Annotated in this window: 11 protein-coding genes and 1 pseudogene; 9 read left to right on the forward strand and 3 right to left on the reverse strand. The window is 73.2% G+C overall.

The features are described from left to right. Positions 1–136 precede the first annotated feature (136 nt). Together polA and ACH4TP_RS27715 are read left to right on the forward strand one after the other, a co-directional pair. Positions 137–2,848 carry a DNA polymerase I gene (gene polA / locus ACH4TP_RS27710; protein WP_389223765.1) on the forward strand — a complete coding sequence of 904 codons (2,712 nt, stop codon included), beginning with the start codon at positions 137–139 and terminating at the stop codon, positions 2,846–2,848. Positions 2,849–3,676: 828 nt separating this feature from the next. Next, positions 3,677–4,006 (forward strand): annotated as a pseudogene (locus tag ACH4TP_RS27715) (serine hydrolase); the annotation flags it as partial. Positions 4,007–4,253: 247 nt separating this feature from the next. On the opposite strand, the gene ACH4TP_RS27720 reads toward ACH4TP_RS27715, so the two are convergent. Then, complete coding sequence (locus ACH4TP_RS27720; RefSeq protein ID WP_398439417.1) at positions 4,254–5,150, reverse strand: DUF4184 family protein; 897 nt, start codon at positions 5,148–5,150, stop codon at positions 4,254–4,256. Between the two features lie 241 nt (positions 5,151–5,391). Here ACH4TP_RS27720 and ACH4TP_RS27725 point away from each other — a divergent pair, with 241 nt between their 5' ends. The 3 genes from ACH4TP_RS27725 to ACH4TP_RS27735 all read left to right on the forward strand — a co-directional run bounded on the left by ACH4TP_RS27725 (position 5,392) and on the right by ACH4TP_RS27735 (position 8,515). Continuing rightward, on the forward strand, positions 5,392–7,212 hold the full coding sequence (locus ACH4TP_RS27725; RefSeq protein ID WP_398439418.1) for a lytic transglycosylase domain-containing protein: 1,821 nt from the start codon (positions 5,392–5,394) through the stop codon (positions 7,210–7,212). A gap of 157 nt (positions 7,213–7,369) precedes the next feature. Then, on the forward strand, positions 7,370–7,510 hold the full coding sequence (locus ACH4TP_RS27730) for an SPW_0924 family protein (protein WP_389223756.1): 141 nt from the start codon (positions 7,370–7,372) through the stop codon (positions 7,508–7,510). A 9-nt stretch (positions 7,511–7,519) separates the two neighbouring features. Further along, positions 7,520–8,515, forward strand: coding sequence for a DUF3068 domain-containing protein (locus tag ACH4TP_RS27735; RefSeq protein WP_398177455.1), 996 nt, complete (start codon positions 7,520–7,522; stop codon positions 8,513–8,515). Here the strand turns inward: ACH4TP_RS27735 and hrpB are convergent. After that, entirely contained in the window at positions 8,499–11,045 is a 2,547-nt protein-coding gene (gene hrpB, locus ACH4TP_RS27740; protein WP_398439419.1) for an ATP-dependent helicase HrpB, read from the reverse strand. The genes ACH4TP_RS27735 and hrpB overlap by 17 nt on opposite strands. 90 nt (positions 11,046–11,135) lie before the next feature. Then, the gene (locus ACH4TP_RS27745) at positions 11,136–11,975 is read right to left on the reverse strand and encodes a class I SAM-dependent methyltransferase (protein ID WP_398439420.1); all 840 of its coding nucleotides are present in this window, start codon (positions 11,973–11,975) and stop codon (positions 11,136–11,138) included. A gap of 346 nt (positions 11,976–12,321) precedes the next feature. On the opposite strand from ACH4TP_RS27745, the gene rpsA reads away from it, so the two are divergent. The 4 genes from rpsA (at position 12,322) to ACH4TP_RS27765 (ending at position 16,036) form a co-directional block, all read left to right on the forward strand. Then, complete coding sequence (rpsA, locus tag ACH4TP_RS27750; RefSeq protein WP_388853528.1) at positions 12,322–13,827, forward strand: 30S ribosomal protein S1; 1,506 nt, start codon at positions 12,322–12,324, stop codon at positions 13,825–13,827. 196 nt (positions 13,828–14,023) lie between these two features. Next, positions 14,024–14,962: a PAC2 family protein gene (locus ACH4TP_RS27755; RefSeq protein ID WP_389223744.1), complete on the forward strand. Its 939-nt coding sequence runs from the start codon at positions 14,024–14,026 to the stop codon at positions 14,960–14,962. A 31-nt stretch (positions 14,963–14,993) separates the two neighbouring features. Further along, positions 14,994–15,608 carry a dephospho-CoA kinase gene (coaE, locus tag ACH4TP_RS27760; protein WP_398177445.1) on the forward strand — a complete coding sequence of 205 codons (615 nt, stop codon included), beginning with the start codon at positions 14,994–14,996 and terminating at the stop codon, positions 15,606–15,608. Positions 15,609–15,667: 59 nt separating this feature from the next. Beyond that, positions 15,668–16,036 (forward strand): tetratricopeptide repeat protein, encoded by a 369-nt coding sequence (locus tag ACH4TP_RS27765; RefSeq protein ID WP_389223738.1) that lies wholly within the window; start codon positions 15,668–15,670, stop codon positions 16,034–16,036. Positions 16,037–16,067: the final 31 nt, after the last annotated feature.

Below are 16,067 nucleotides of genomic sequence, written 5' to 3' on the forward strand. Positions count from 1 at the left end.
CCCTTGAGCGGTAGACCTGTGGCGTACGTCTCCGATCCTGTCACGCGGCACCGACAACCCGGCACCCGGCCGCTGTCGACGGGAGCGCCCGGCCGGTGTGGACGGGATTGTCAGTGGACCGTGGCAGGATCGTCCTGTGGCCGAGACAGCATCGAAGAACCCCGCAGACACCCGCCCCCGCCTGCTCCTCATGGACGGGCACTCGCTCGCGTACCGGGCGTTCTTCGCGCTCCCCGTGGAGAACTTCACCACCGCGACCGGACAGCCGACGAACGCGATCTACGGATTCGCCTCGATGCTGGCGAACACGCTGCGCGACGAGGCCCCCACCCACTTCGCGGTCGCCTTCGACGTGTCCCGCAAGACCTGGCGGTCCGAGGAGTTCCCGGAGTACAAGGCGAACCGCTCGAAGACCCCCGACGAGTTCAAGGGGCAGGTCGAGCTGATCGGCGAGCTCCTCGACGCGATGCACGCGCCGCGCTTCGCCGTCGACGGCTTCGAGGCCGACGACGTCATCGCCACCCTCGCCACCCAGGCCGAGGCCGAGGGCTTCGAGGTCCTCATCGTCACCGGCGACCGGGACTCCTTCCAGCTCGTCACCGACCACACCACCGTGCTCTACCCCACCAAGGGCGTCTCCGAGCTCACCCGCTTCACCCCGGAGAAGGTCCAGGAGAAGTACGGCCTGAGCCCCTCGCAGTACCCCGACTTCGCGGCCCTGCGCGGCGACCCGTCCGACAACCTGCCGGGCATCCCCGGCGTCGGCGAGAAGACCGCCGCCAAGTGGATCAACCAGTTCGGCTCCTTCGCCGAGCTCGTCGAGCGCGCCGAGGAGGTCAAGGGCAAGGCCGGCCAGAACTTCCGCGACCACCTGGAGGCGGTCAAGCTCAACCGCCGCCTGACCGAGATGGTCCGGGACGTCGAGCTGCCGAAGACCGTGACGGACCTCGCCCGCGAGCCGTACGACCGTGCGGCCGTCGCCCTCGTCCTCGACACCCTGGAGATCCGCAACCCCTCGCTCCGCGAGCGGCTCCTCGCCGTCGACCCCGGCTCCGCCGAGGAGGCCGCGCCCGCCCCCGCCGCGGGCGTCGAGCTCGACTTCACCGTCCTCGGCACCGGCGAGCTCGCCCCCTGGCTCGCCGAGCACGGCACCGAGCCCCTCGGCATCGCCACCGTCGACAGCTGGGCCCTCGGCACCGGGAACGTCGCCGAGGTAGCCCTCGCCGCCGCCGACGGAGCCGCCGCCTGGTTCGACCCCAGCACCCTCGACGAGGCCGACGAGCAGGCCTGGGCCGCGTGGATCTCCGACCCCGACCGGCCGAAGACCATGCACAACGCCAAGGGCGCCATGCGGGTCTTCCCCGAGCACGGCTGGTCCGTCGCGGGCGTCACCATGGACACCGCCCTCGCCGCCTACCTGGTCAAGCCGGGCCGGCGCTCCTTCGCCCTCGACGCCCTCACCCTCGAATACCTCGGCCGCGAGCTCGCCCCGGCGGCCGCCGCCGACGGCCAGCTCGCCTTCGGCGCCGACGACACCGCCGAGGCCGAGGCCCTCATGAGCCAGGCGCGGGCCGTCCTCGACCTCGGCGTGGCCTTCGAGGAGCGGCTCGGCGAGGTCGGCGCCCGCGAGCTCCTCCACGAGGTCGAGCTCCCCACCTCCGCCCTCCTCGCCCGCCTGGAGCGGCACGGCATCGCCGCCGACCGCGACCACCTGGAGGCCATGGAGCAGCAGTTCGCCGGTGCCGTGCAGCAGGCCGTGAAGGAGGCCCACGCCTCCGTCGGCCACGAGTTCAACCTCGGCTCGCCCAAGCAGCTCCAGGAGGTCTTCTTCGGTGAGCTGAACCTGCCGAAGACCAAGAAGACCAAGACCGGATACACGACGGACGCCGACGCGCTCGCCTGGCTGGCCGGCCAGACCGAGCACGAACTGCCCGTGATCATGCTCCGCCACCGCGAGCAGGCCCGCCTGCGCTCCACGGTCGAGGGCCTCATCAAGACCGTCGCCGCGGACGGCCGCATCCACACCACCTTCAGCCAGACGGTCGCCGCGACCGGCCGCCTCTCCTCCACCGACCCCAACCTGCAGAACGTGCCGGTGCGGACGGACGAGGGCCGCGCCATCCGGCACGGCTTCGTCGTCGGCGAGGGCTTCGAGGCCCTCATGACCGCCGACTACAGCCAGATCGAGCTGCGCGTCATGGCCCACCTCTCCGAGGACGAGGGCCTCATCGAGGCCTTCACCTCCGGCGAGGACCTGCACACCACCGTCGCCTCCCAGGTCTTCGGCGTCGAGCGGTCCGCCGTCGACGCGGAGATGCGCCGCAAGATCAAGGCCATGTCGTACGGCCTGGCCTACGGCCTCTCGGCCTTCGGCCTCGCGCAGCAGCTCAACATCGACCCGGGCGAGGCCCGCGGCCTGATGGACACCTACTTCGAGCGCTTCGGCGGGGTACGGGACTACCTGCGGCGCGTCGTCGACGAGGCCCGCGCCACCGGGTACACCGAGACGATGCTGGGCCGCCGCCGCTACCTCCCCGACCTCAACAGCGACAACCGCCAGCGCCGCGAGGCCGCCGAACGCATGGCGCTCAACGCCCCCATCCAGGGCACGGCCGCCGACATCGTCAAGGTCGCCATGCTGAACGTCGACCGCGCGCTGACCGAGGCGGGCCTCGCCTCCCGGATGCTCCTCCAGGTCCACGACGAAATCGTCCTCGAACTCGCCCCCGGCGAGCGCGAGCAGGTCGAAGCCCTCGTCCGCACCCACATGTCCGCCGCCGCCGACCTCCGCGCCCCCCTCGACGTCTCCGTCGGCCTCGGCCCCAACTGGGACTCAGCCGCCCACTGACCCCTCGTTGCGGGCGCGCGCCCGCCCCCGTTGTGGGCAATCGTTCCGCAGGGCGGAACGGGTGGGCACAACGGAACGGCGCCCTTGCCGGCGCCAGAGGCTTCCGAGCCTGGACCCGCACCCCATGGGCGCTGTGCACCGGGTGGGGGTTCAGGCGCGGAACGCGGAGGCGCCGCTATAGGGCGCCGTCCCGTGTGCCCACCCGTCCCGCCCCAGCGGGACGATTGCCCACACGGCGGGTGGGAGGGGGCACCGCCCCGCCGGGCGCGCGGCCCACACGGGCAGCGGGTGCGGGGCCCCACACGGGGCGGGGGCGAAGCCCCGGGTGAAGCGCACCGTCCATCGAGGGCGCGGCCCCACACGGGCAGCGGGGCGCGCCCCGCACGGGCACGGTGTGCGCCAGGTGGACCAGTAAGGGGGCGCCCCACCACCCCCGCTCCGGAAACTGAGGGCATGATCCGCCGCCCCCACCTCCGCGCCTGGGCCCTCCTCGGCGCCCTACTCGGCGCGTCGGTCACCGCCTGGCCCGACTCCGCCGACGCGCACCCCGCCGACGCACACCCCACCCCCGCACTCTGCACCTCGCCCCGCGAGCCGGCCCTGGCCACCCAGCTGTCCCAGGACATCGCGACGGCGCTCAAGGGCCGCGAGAGCACCGTCTCCCTCGCGGTGCACGACCCCGGGCGGGGCCTGCGGTGCCGGCTCACCGACACCCTCGCGTACGACTCCGCCAGCATCGCCAAGGTGCTGATCATGCAGGCCGTCCTCGGACGGGCGGAGGAACTGGGTCGCGCGCCCACCTCACTGGAGGCACGGCGACTGAAGGCGATGATCACCCGCTCCGACAACAAGGCCGCCACCGAGCTGTGGGAGGGACTGTCCAAGGCCCGGCTGAACAGGGTCCTGAGGGAGGCGGGGGCCAAGGACACCGTCCTCGGGCACGGCAGCTACTGGGGCCTCACCCGTACCACCGCACGCGACCAACTCGCCCTCCTCGCCGCGGTGTCGCGCCGCACCGAGGCCCTGTCCCTGATGGGGCAGGTCGTCCGTGCCCAGGCCTGGGGCGTCACGGCAGGAGCACCCCGCACGGTCAAGGTCCACCTCAAGAACGGCTGGCTGCCCCGGGCGACCCACGCCTGGCGCGTCCACAGCATCGGCATCGTGCGCCCGGCGACGACGCCGGACACGGGCACGACCCCCGAAAGGAGCACCAACCCCGACACGGACACGGGCACGAACACCACCCCCGCAGGACCTCCTCCCATCGACTACCGAATCGTCCTCCTGAGCCACGACAACCCCACCATGCGCTACGGCGTCCGCACCCTGGAGAGCGTCGCCCTCGCCGTGCACCGCAGACTCTCCGGCAGCTCGGCGGCGCGCGAGTTCACCCCGCCGGAGCGGATCAGCGAGATCCCTGACGGGAGCGTTCCGGCCGGGGCGCCGGATCAGGGAGGTCCCGGGGGACCGGCCTCGCCGGGGTCGTCAGGGCCCGCCGTGACCAGAGGAGCCGCGCCCCCGTCCCGTACAGCACGAGCCCGACGGCGAGCCCCGCGCCGGCGCCGAAGCAGGCCGTCGGAATGACGTCGAGGGGCGTCTCGATCCGGCCCCAGCCCCAGTACGCCGCCCAGCGCAGCACCCGGTGGGCGGCACCGGCGAGGACGCAGCCGCCGATCAGCCCGGCGGCGAGGAGCCGCCCGCGCCGGCCCGGGACCCGGGCGGGGGCCGGCGGCTCCGCCCCGGGGACGGAGCCGCGCAGCGACCGTGCCGCGCACCAGCCGAGCAGCCCGAGGGCCAGCGCCGAACTCCCGTACTGCGCGTAGAGATAGCCGGAGAGCCCGGCCACGATCTCACCGAGGAAGGGGACCGCGAGGGTGCCCCAGCGGTCGTGGTGGGTGAAGGAGTCCCACACCACGTGGGTCGTGGCGCCGAGCACCGCCGAGAGGAAGAACCATCCGGCGAGCGCGGCCGGGTGCCGCTCCCGCCAGGGGCGGCCGCGGACGAGCCCGTACACCCGGCCGCGCCACCGGGCGGGCAGCAGCACGACGAGCGGCTCGCGCACGGTCAGCCACAGGGCCACGAGCGCGGCGGTGATCAGCACGTCCGCCGTGACGATCCCGAGGGCGGAGTGGGTGACGTCCCCGAAGACCATCGCCCCGGGGAACGCGGTCGCGGCGAAGTAGGTCATGTCGGGCGAGAAGGACCCGGCGACGAGCGCGGACGCGACCAGCGGTCCGCGCGCGGTCCCGTTCCGCCGCAGCGCGGGCAGCACCGCGGCGGCGTGGCTCAGCGTGAACGGCAACGGGAGTTCCCCCAGGGGTGCGAGTGGCGACGACGGCCGGAGCGCGTGACCGGCCGGAGTGCAAGAGGCTCGGGCGCTCCGGTCGGTTCCCGGACTCACCTGGTCGGCAGGCGGCCAAGAGGTGACGAAACCGTGAAACACGGTCAGGGCCCGGTACCCGGTGGTCCGGAGTTGGCATAGGGTCGCCAGAGGTTTCGCGCGGGGAGCGTGGGACGGCGTCGACGGGGAGGGGACGACGGACATGGCAGCGCACATGGGCCACCGGCTGCGCAGGGGAGCCACCACCAGTGTGGTGATGGCCGCGGCGGTCGCCGCGCTCGCCGCCTCGCAGGCGCCGGAGATGGTGCAGCCGCCCGTGGACAACGCCGGCGGCGACCACGCCGTCGGCGCCGGCGACACGACGCCGGCGTCCGGAGACGGTTCCGCGACGGGCAATTCCCCGTACTACACGGAACTGCCGGCGCTGAACTCGCCCAACAAGCCCGGGGCGACCGCCAATCTGCCGGTGATCGCCGGCCCCGCCGAGGCCGGTATACCCGCGTCCGTCTACTCCGCCTACAAGCGGGCCGAGCTGTCCATACGTTCCACCGACCCCGGCTGCAACCTGCCGTGGCAGCTCCTCGCCGGCATCGGCAAGGTCGAGTCCGGGCAGGCGGGCGGCGGCGCGGTCGACGCCAACGGCACGGCCTCGCCGCCGATCATCGGCCCCGCCCTCAACGGCGTCGGCTTCGCCAAGATCACCGACACCGACGGCGGCGCCTACGACGGCGACAAGGTCCACGACCGGGCCGTCGGCCCGATGCAGTTCATCCCGTCCACCTGGGCCACCTGGGGCCAGGACGCCAACAGCGACGGGAAGAAGGACCCGAACAACATCTACGACGCGGCCCAGGCCGCCGGCCTCTACCTCTGCGCCAACGACCGGAACCTCGCGCTCAAGGCCGACCTCGACCAGGCGATCCTCAGCTACAACCACTCGCAGGAGTACCTGAACACGGTCCTGTCCTGGGTCGCCTTCTACGAGCGCGGCACCCACCAGGTCCCGGACGGCACGGGCGTGCTGCCGGTCCACCGCAGCGACAACGGCAACCGGAACACCGGCTCCCACCCCACCACGCCGCCCCCGGCCGTCCCCACCGTTCCGGCGCCGAAGCCGGGCGACCCGACACCGAAGCCGTCGGAGACCCACCCCGGGACGGTCAAGCCGCCGACCGTCCCGACCAAGCCCCCGGTCACCCCGCCGGTGACGCCGCCCGCCCTCCCGGCGGCCGCCAAGGTCTCCCGGCTCGCGATCGTGGCCAACGAGAAGCTGACCACGACCACCGGCAGCGCCTTCACGGGAGCCCCCCGGGTCGCGGCGCTCGACGCCGCGGGCAAGCCGGTCGCCGGCGTGAGCATCCTCTTCGAGATCGTCGGCACCACCGACACCCGCTTCGCCGCCGGCGGCACCACCGCCACCGTCACCACCGGCTCGACCGGCCTCGCCACCTCTCCCGCCCTCCGGGCCGGCGAGAAGACGGGCTCGTTCACCGTCCGGGCCACCGTCGTGCGCCGGACCCTCGCCCCGGCCGACTTCGCCGCCACCGTCATGGAGCGCCAGGCGGACACCCTCACCCGGGTCGCCGGCGACCCCCTGTCGGCCACGACCGGAAGCCCCTTCGCCCAGCAGCTCCAGGTGAAGGCCACCGACAAGGGCGCCCTCGCCCCCGGCGTGCTCGTCACCGCGGTGATCGTCTCCTCGAAGACGGACTCCAAGGAGAGCACCGAGGGCCCGACCTTCAAGAGCGCGGACGGCACCCCGGTCCGCACGGTCACGCTCAAGACCGGTACGAACGGACTGCTCACCTTCGCGTCCGGCGACCTCCTCGCGGGCGACAAGGCGGGCACCTTCTACCTCCAGCTGACCGCACCGGGCGGCGGCACCACCTTCGTCGACCTCACGGTCACCGCAGCCGCGACCCCGGAGCCGACCCCGGACCCGGAGCCGACCCCGGCCCCGACGCCCTCCGGCAGCGGCACCCCCGAGGCCACCCCCTCGGCCGGAGCCTCCCCTTCGGCCTGACCACCCGCCCCTCCGCACCGCGCCGTTCCTCCGTCCGCACCGGGCGAAGGGACGGCGCTTCGCGTTGCCCGGGTGCAACGTGTTCTCATCTCGCGGCCGCGTTGCTACGGTGCCCCCGCCCTGACGCCCTATCAGATCGCATCCCGGGAGGCCGACCATGCGCGCCCTCGTCGCCGCCGCCATCGGACTCGCCCCAGTCCTCCTCTTCGTCCTGCTCCTCTCCGTGGTCGATCTGCCGCCCGACGGCCCCACCTCGCCCAAGCCCCTGCTGACCGCCGACCCCGGCCCCAGGAAGTAGGGGGCGACCGTGCGCCGCCGAGCCAGCCTCGTCCTCCTCGCCCTCGCCGTCTTCTGCGCCGCGATGGCCCCGACCCTGCGCTGGTACGCCTTCCCCCGCCTGGCGAAGATCCCGGCGAACCAGTACCAGGAGACCGTCCTGGAGGCGCGGCCCGCGACCCTCCTCGACTACTCCACCCTCAAGGCCGAGAAGGTCGACAAGATCACGATCATCCAGACCCTCAAGGGCAACGTGGAGGAGTCTCGGCGCATCGAACGCGACGCCGGACGCGACGTCGTCGTCTGGGACGCCCTCGCCTACGTCACCGGGCCCGACGGCAAGATGGTCTCCCAGGTCCCGGAGCGGTACGTCTTCGACGCCCACACCCAGGACCCCGTCCACGCCACCGGTGAATCCGTCGACGGAGACCCGGTCCGGCGCGAGGGCATCGAGTTCAAGTTCCCCTTCCTCACCGAGAAGCGCGACTACCAGTACTTCGACGCCCAGACCCGCACCGCGGCCCCCATCCACTACAAGGGCACCCGCACCTTCCGCGGCATGGAGGTCTACTACTTCGAGCAGACCATCCCCTGGACGAAGGTCCCCATGCCCAAGACCATGCCGGTCAAGGGCATCACTCCCAAGATCCTCGCCGACTCGGGCCTCACCCGCTGGTACACGACCAAGCGCATGTTCTGGATCGAGCCGGTCACCGGAGCACCCGTCAACGGCGAGGAGATCCACAAGGAAGAGCTCCGCAACGCCAGGAAGCTGATGGGGCAGGACACCCTCACCGTCTTCGCGGGACACGTGAGGATGCGCGAGGACTACCTCGAAAGCGTCGGCGCGATGGTCTCCTCCAACCGCCTCATGGTCCTCATGCTCGTCTCCTACGTCCCCTGGAGCCTCACCTTCCTCGCCCTCGCCCTCCTCGCCCTCTCCCTCTGGCTGGAGGCCCGCTCCCGCCGCCCCGAGCCGGAACCGCCCACCGCCCCCACGCCGGTTCCGGTCAGCGCTCCGCTCTGAGCCGCGCGCTGGTGTGCCGGGTCGGCACCGCCGCGGACGGATCCTCGGGCCAGGGGTGCTTCGGGTAACGCCCCCGCAACTCCGCCCGCACCGCGCGGTAGCCGTCCCGCCAGAAGGACGCCAGGTCGGCCGTGACCGCCGCGGGCCGGCCGGCGGGGGAGAGGAGGTGGACGAGCACCGGGACCCCGGCCACCCGGGGCGTCTCGGCCAGCCCGAACATCTCCTGGAGCTTCACCGCGAGCACCGGCCGCTCACCCCCGTACTCGACCCGTATCCGCGAACCGCTCGGCACCTCGATCCGCTCCGGCGCCAGCTCGTCGAGCCGCACCGCCTCGCCCGACGCCCAGGGCAGCAGCCGCCGCAGCGCCTCCCCGGCGTCGATCCGCCCCAGATCGGCCCGCCGCGACGCCCGCGACAGCTCCGGCTCCAGCCACTCCCCGGCCCGGTCGACCAGCGCCCCGTCCGACACGTCGGGCCACGGCCCGCCCAGCTCCCGGTGGAGGAAGGCCAGCCGCTCGCGCAGCTCCCCGGCCTCCCGACGCCACCGCAGCAGCCCGAGCCCCTCGCGCCGCAGACCGTCGAGCAGCGCCTCCCGCACGAGAGCGGGCTCGGCCCCGGCGCCCAGGGGACGGACCGTCAGCTCGACCGCGCCGAGCCGGTCCACCGACCGCGCCACCACGTCCCCGTCCTCCCAGCGGACCTCCTCACCGGTGCTCCGCAGATGCCCCGCCGCCCGGCACGCCATGGCCTCGTCCACCACGGCCGCGAGCCGCACCCGCGCCGTGGCGTCCCGCGCCGTGCGGTCCGCCACCGCCACGGCCAGCCACCGGCCGGTCCCCAGTCGGGACCCCTCGGCCAGCCGCGCCCCGCTCCCCGACACCATCAGATAGCCACCCTGCTCCCGGGCCCTGGCCACCCGCTCCGGAAACGCCAACGCCGTCACCAGCCCGGCCACGGAGTCCTCGCCCTCCCGCTCGGCAGCGGCGGCGCCCCCGCCCACCACCTCGCCGGCCGACCGCTCCAGCCGCCGGGCCTCCGCCCGCCACCGCGCGCCGTACCCGTCGGAGCCCTGACGGGCCGTCCGCCAGGCCGCCGCCAGATCGTCCCCGTACTCGCGCGGCGGCTCCTCGCTGAGCAGCGCCACCACCTCCGCCGCCCGCCGGACCCCGACCTCGGGAGCCCCGTCGAGCAGCGCGCGCCCCAGCCGGGGGTGCAGCCCGAGCCGGGACATCCGTACGCCCCGCTCCGTGGCCCGGCCGTCCCCGTCCACCGCCCCGATCGACCCGAGGACCGCGCGGGCCGCCGCCATCGCCCCGGCCGGCGGCGGGTCGAGCAGCGCGAGCCCCTCCGCCGTCGGGTCGCCCCAGCAGGCGGCCCGCAGGGCGAAGTCCGCCAGGTCGGCGATCCTGATCTCGGGCGAGGGGAACCGCGCCCGACCGCCGTCCTCCGCCTCCGCCCAGCAGCGGTAGACCACCCCGGACGCCTCACGGCCCGAGCGCCCGGCCCGCTGGGTCGCCGCCGCGGTCGACACCGGCACCGTCGCGAGGGACCCGAGACCCCGGGCGTGGTCCGTCCGGGGCTCCCGCGCGAGCCCCGAGTCCACGACGATCCGCACCCCCGGCACCGTCAGGCTCGACTCCGCGACCGACGTCGAGAGCACCACCCGCCGCCGCCCGTCCGGCCCGGCACCCCGCAGCACCGCGTCCTGCACGGCGGCGGGAGCCCGCCCGTGCAGCTGGAGCACCTCCGCGTCCACCCCGTCGAGCAGTCCCGCCGTCCGCGCGATCTCGCCCGTGCCCGGGAGGAAGCACAGGACGTCGCCCTCGTGCCGCTCCAGCGCCAGCCGGACCGTCGCCGCCACGTGACGCAGCAGGGCCGGATCCACCCAGGTGCCGTGCGCGGGCCTGATCCCGGCCGGCGGCGCGGCGAACTTCACCGCGTACCCGTGGCCCTCGCCCTGGCTCCGCACGATCGGCGCGGGTCCGCTGCCGTCCAGGACCGTGAGCAGCTCCGCCCAGGCCTCGGCGTCGCTCGTCGCGGAGGCCGCGACCAGCTTCAGCTCCGGCCGCAGCGCCGCCCGCACGTCCACCAGGAAGGCCATGGCCGTGTCCGCGTCGAGATGCCGCTCGTGGCACTCGTCGAGCAGCACCACGTCCACCCCCGCCAGCTCCGGATCGCGCTGGAGCCGCTGGAGCAGGATGCCCGTGGTCACCACCTCGACCCGGGTGCCGGGGCCGGTCCGCCGCTCGCCGCGGACCGAGAAGCCGACCGCGCCGCCGACCTCCTCGCCGAGCAGCCAGGCCATCCGCCGGGCCGCCGCCCGCACCGCCATCCTCCGCGGCTCGGCCACCAGTACCCGGCGCACCGGTCCGTCCCCTATCAGCCCCGCGAGCGCCAGCGGCACCAGCGTCGTCTTGCCGGTGCCGGGCGGAGCGGACAGCACCGCCGTGCCGCGCTCCGCGAGTGCGGCGAGCAGCTCGGGGACGGCATGGCGGACGGGGAGACGGTCGAGTACGTCGTTTCGGATCACGCACTCAGTCTCGTACGTGAGAAGAAAAGGGAGGGCCCCGTCATCCACAGGGCCCTCCATAAGTAGGACTAACGAGTCGAGCGGGACCTGCTAGTCGTCCCGCTCGCAGACGAAGATCGCCGTCCCAGGGATCAGGTTCCCCCGCAGCGGGGACCAGCCGCCCCACTCCTGGCTGTTCCAGGCCGGCCACTCCGGCTCCACCAGGTCCACCAGCCGGAAGCCGCCGGCCACCACGTCCCGCACCCGGTCCCCGAGGGTCCGGTGGTGCTCCACGTACACGGCCCGCCCCTGCTCGTCCTGCTCGACGTACGGCGTGCGGTCGAAGTACGAGGCGGCGACCGAGAGGCCCTCCGGCCCCGGCTCGTCCGGGAACGCCCAGCGGATCGGGTGCGTCACCGAGAACACCCAGCGGCCACCCGGCCGCAGCACCCGCCGCACCTCGCGGAAGACCCGCACCGGGTCCGCGACGAACGGCACCGCGCCGTACGCCGAGCACGCCAGGTCGAAGGAGCCGCCGCGGAAGGGCAGCGCCCCCGCGTCCGCCTCCACCAGCGGCACCTCCCCGCCGATCCGCAGCGCGTGCTGGAGCTGCCGGTGCGAGAGGTCGAGGGCCACCGGCCGCGCCCCCTGCGCCGCCAGCCAGCGCGAGCACTGCGCCGCGCCCGCGCCGATCTCCAGGACGTCGAGGCCCTTCAGCGACGCGGCCGGCCCGAGGAGCCCGGCCTCGGCCTCGTCGAGCCCCTCGGGACCCCACACGAACCGGTCGTCGCCCAGGAAGGAGCCGTGCTCGCTCTGGTACTCGTCCGCGTTCCGGTCCCACCAGCCGCGGCTGGCCCGGCTGCTCTCCGCGTCCCCCGCGTCACGCCGGGTCGCCTCGGCCCCGTCGTCCTCCCCGTCGACCGCGTCTTCGTGTCCGTACTCTTGGTTCATCTCGCCCGCCGATGTAGTTTGCGCTCAGTGCCGCGGAGCGGCGGACCCCCGCCGTGGCGGCGCAAGGGCCATGAGTCGCGCCGGAATTGAGGGGATCTGCCCCGGGTGTGCGCTTCGCGCATTGACCCTGTCCGGCCGCCCCCGTATGCTAAAGGTTGCGCTGCGGGCCTGCGCGCCTCAGACGGAGCAGGCCGTGCTCGCACCTGTTGTATGTCCCCTCGGTTTTCGAGGTTCCCTCCCGTTCGCGGAAGGGTGCTTCATTGGCTGTCCGGCTTCCTGGTGCGATACGGGCTCTCGGCGTAGCAGTACCTACGACTTTCTGTCCGTAACCGGAGCCCTTTCCCACATGACGAGCAGCACCGAGACCACCGCCACCACCCCGCAGGTTGCGGTCAACGACATCGGTAACGAGGAAGCCTTCCTCGCCGCGATCGACGAGACGATCAAGTACTTCAACGACGGCGACATCGTCGACGGCGTCATCGTGAAGGTCGACCGGGACGAGGTCCTGCTCGACATCGGTTACAAGACCGAAGGTGTCATCCCGAGCCGCGAGCTCTCGATCAAGCACGACGTCGACCCGAACGAGGTCGTCAAGGTCGGCGACGAGATCGAGGCCCTGGTTCTCCAGAAGGAGGACAAGGAAGGCCGCCTGATCCTCTCGAAGAAGCGCGCCCAGTACGAGCGCGCCTGGGGCACCATCGAGAAGATCAAGGAAGAGGACGGCATCGTCACCGGTACCGTCATCGAGGTCGTCAAGGGTGGTCTCATCCTCGACATCGGCCTCCGTGGCTTCCTGCCGGCCTCCCTCGTCGAGATGCGTCGTGTCCGCGACCTCCAGCCCTACGTGGGCAAGGAGCTCGAGGCCAAGATCATCGAGCTGGACAAGAACCGCAACAACGTGGTCCTGTCCCGCCGCGCCTGGCTCGAGCAGACCCAGTCCGAGGTTCGCCAGACCTTCCTCACGACCCTCCAGAAGGGTCAGGTCCGCTCCGGCGTCGTGTCCTCGATCGTCAACTTCGGTGCCTTCGTGGACCTGGGTGGCGTCGACGGTCTCGTGCACGTCTCCGAGCTGTCCTGGAAGCACATCGACCACCCGTCCGAGGTCGTCGAGGTCGGCCAGGAGGTCACCGTCGAGGTTCTCGACGTGGACATGGACCGCGAGCGCGTCTCCCTGTCGCTGAAGGCGACGCAGGAGGACCCGTGGCAGCAGTTCGCCCGGACCCACCAGATCGGCCAGGTCGTCCCGGGTAAGGTCACCAAGCTGGTTCCGTTCGGTGCGTTCGTCCGCGTGGACGAGGGCATCGAGGGTCTGGTCCACATCTCCGAGCTGGCCGAGCGCCACGTGGAGATCCCGGAGCAGGTCGTCCAGGTCAACGACGAGATCTTCGTCAAGGTCATCGACATCGACCTCGAGCGTCGTCGCATCAGCCTCTCGCTGAAGCAGGCCAACGAGTCCTTCGGTGCCGACCCGGCCTCGGTCGAGTTCGACCCGACCCTGTACGGCATGGCCGCGTCCTACGACGACCAGGGCAACTACATCTACCCCGAGGGCTTCGACCCCGAGACCAACGACTGGCTCGAGGGCTACGAGGCTCAGCGCGAGGCCTGGGAGACCCAGTACGCCGAGGCGCAGGCTCGCTTCGAGCAGCACCAGGCCCAGGTCATCAAGTCCCGCGAGGCCGACGAGGCCGCCGCTGCCGAGGGCGCTGCCGCCCCGGCCGCCGGCAACGCCGGTGCGGGCATCTCGGGCGGTTCGTACTCCTCGGAGTCGGACGACAACGCCGGCGCCCTGGCGTCGGACGAGGCGCTCGCCGCCCTCCGCGAGAAGCTCGCCGGCGGCCAGAGCTGAACAGGCTCTCCGCTGAGCGCTAGCCGATAGCGCATCGAGGCCCGCTCCCCTTCAGGGGAGCGGGCCTCGGTCGTTCCCGCGAGTCCCACCGGAGTCCCGCCGGAGCCGCCAAGTCCTCCACCGGAAGATCGCGCGACCGGGAATGGCCGTGCCGCGCCCGGCGTTTCCAGAGAGAACACGAGGAGGAGCGGTAATCGTGCTTGATCCCCAGGATTTGTACGAATGGGACCCGAAGGGCGTGGCCGTCGTCGACCTGGCCCTGGCGCAGGAGTCGGCCGGGCTGGTCATGCTGTACCACTTCGAGGGCTACATCGACGCGGGCGAGACCGGTGAGCAGATCATCGACGGGCTGCTCGACACCCTTCCGCACCAGCTGGTGGCCCGCTTCGACCACGACCGGCTCGTGGACTACCGCGCCCGCCGCCCGCTGCTGACCTTCCGGCGCGACCGCTGGACCGCGTACGAGACGCCGTCCATCGAGGTCCGCCTCGTGCAGGACGCCACCGGCGCGCCCTTCCTCGTCCTCTCCGGCCCCGAGCCGGACGTGGAGTGGGAGCGGTTCGCCGTCGCCGTCCGGCAGATCGTCGAGCGTCTCGGCGTGCGCCTCTCCGTCAACTTCCACGGCATCCCCATGGGCGTGCCGCACACCCGCCCGGTCGGCCTCACCCCGCACGGCAGCCGCACCGACCTCATGCCCGGCCACCGCAGCCCCTTCGACGAGGCCCAGGTCCCCGGCAGTGCCGAGTCCCTCATCGAGTACCGGCTCACCGAGGCCGGCCACGACACCCTCGGCGTCGCCGCCCACGTCCCGCACTACGTGGCCCGCTCCCCGTACCCGGACGCGGCCCTGACCGCCCTGGAGGCCGTCACCGCCGCCACCGGTCTCGTCCTCCCGGGCGTCGCCCACTCCCTGCGGACCGAGGCCCGCCGCACCCAGACCGAGATCGACCGCCAGATCGGCGAGGGCGACGAGGAGCTGGTCGCGCTCGTGCAGGGCCTCGAGCACCAGTACGACGCGGTGGCCGGCGCCGAGACGCGCGGCAGCCTGGTCGCCGAGCCGGTCGACCTGCCGTCCGCCGACGAGCTGGGCCGCGAGTTCGAGCGCTTCCTCGCGGAGCGGGAGGGCGACTCCTAGGCCCGCCGGGGCAGGCCCTAAGCTGCCGCTCATGCTGAAGGTGGGCCTGACCGGCGGGATCGGCGCCGGCAAGAGCGAAGTGTCACGGCTGCTCGTCTCGTACGGAGCCGTACTGATCGACGCGGACCGGATCGCGCGCGAGGTCGTCGAGCCCGGGACCCCGGGGCTCGCGGCCGTCGTGGCGGCCTTCGGGGACGGCGTCCTCACCGCGGAGGGGACGCTCGACCGGCCGAAGCTCGGCTCCATCGTGTTCGCCGACCCCGACCGCCTGGCCACGCTCAACGCCATCGTCCACCCGCTGGTCGGGGCCCGGTCGGCGGAGCTGGAGAGTCGCGCGGGCGCCGGGGACGTCGTCGTCCACGACGTACCCCTGCTGACCGAGAACGGGCTCGCGCCGCTGTACGACCTGGTCGTGGTGGTGGACGCCTCCCCGGCGACCCAGCTCGACCGCCTGGTACGGCTCCGCGGCATGGCCGCGTCCGAGGCCGAGGCCAGGATGGCCGCCCAGGCCACGCGGGCGCAGCGGCTGGCCGTCGCCGACCTCGTGATCGACAACGACGGGCCGCTCGACGCTCTCGAGCCCCAGGTGCGGAAGGTCTGGGAGGAGCTGGAGCGCCGCGCCGGGGCCCCCGCGGAGGGGGCCTAGCCGGAATGCGGCCGCCGGGCCCGGTGTTCAACCACCCGATCGAGGGGAAGGATGCCATCGTGGCCGACAGGAACCCGGAAACGCACGTCATCGACTTCCGCGCCGCCGAGCACCTGCTGGCCGCGCGGGACCCTCGTGGGGCCGTGAAGCTGCTGGACTCGGTGATCGCCGCCCACCCCGAGAACACGGCGGCACGCCTGCTGCGCGCCCGGGCGTTCTTCGCCGCCGCGCAGCTGCGCCCGGCGCAGCTGGAGTTCGAGCTGGTCCTGGAGCGCGAGCCGGACAACGCCTTCGCGCATTTCGCGCTGGGCCGCACCTTCGAGCGCTCCGGGCTGACCGCCCAGGCCACGCGGCACTTCCGCCTCGCGGCCGCGCTCGACCCGAAGCCGGAGTACCTCCGGGCGGCGGGGTTCGACACCCGGAACTGAGCGGGCCCGGACCGAGCGGGTCCGGGCGGGG

The sequence above is a fragment of the Streptomyces sp. NPDC021012 genome, from assembly GCF_044333355.1.
Lineage (GTDB): Bacteria > Actinomycetota > Actinomycetes > Streptomycetales > Streptomycetaceae > Streptomyces.

Bases quoted from the DNA above. Each gene is read 5' to 3' on its own strand.
- rpsA (WP_388853528.1), top strand. From the start codon at position 12,322: ATGACGAGCAGCACCGAGACCACCGCCACCACCCCGCAGGTTGCGGTC.
- ACH4TP_RS27725 (WP_398439418.1), top strand. From the start codon at position 5,392: ATGGCAGCGCACATGGGCCACCGGCTGCGCAGGGGAGCCACCACCAGT.
- ACH4TP_RS27730 (WP_389223756.1), top strand. From the start codon at position 7,370: ATGCGCGCCCTCGTCGCCGCCGCCATCGGACTCGCCCCAGTCCTCCTC.
- ACH4TP_RS27745 (WP_398439420.1), bottom strand. From the start codon at position 11,975: ATGAACCAAGAGTACGGACACGAAGACGCGGTCGACGGGGAGGACGAC.
- coaE (WP_398177445.1), top strand. From the start codon at position 14,994: ATGCTGAAGGTGGGCCTGACCGGCGGGATCGGCGCCGGCAAGAGCGAA.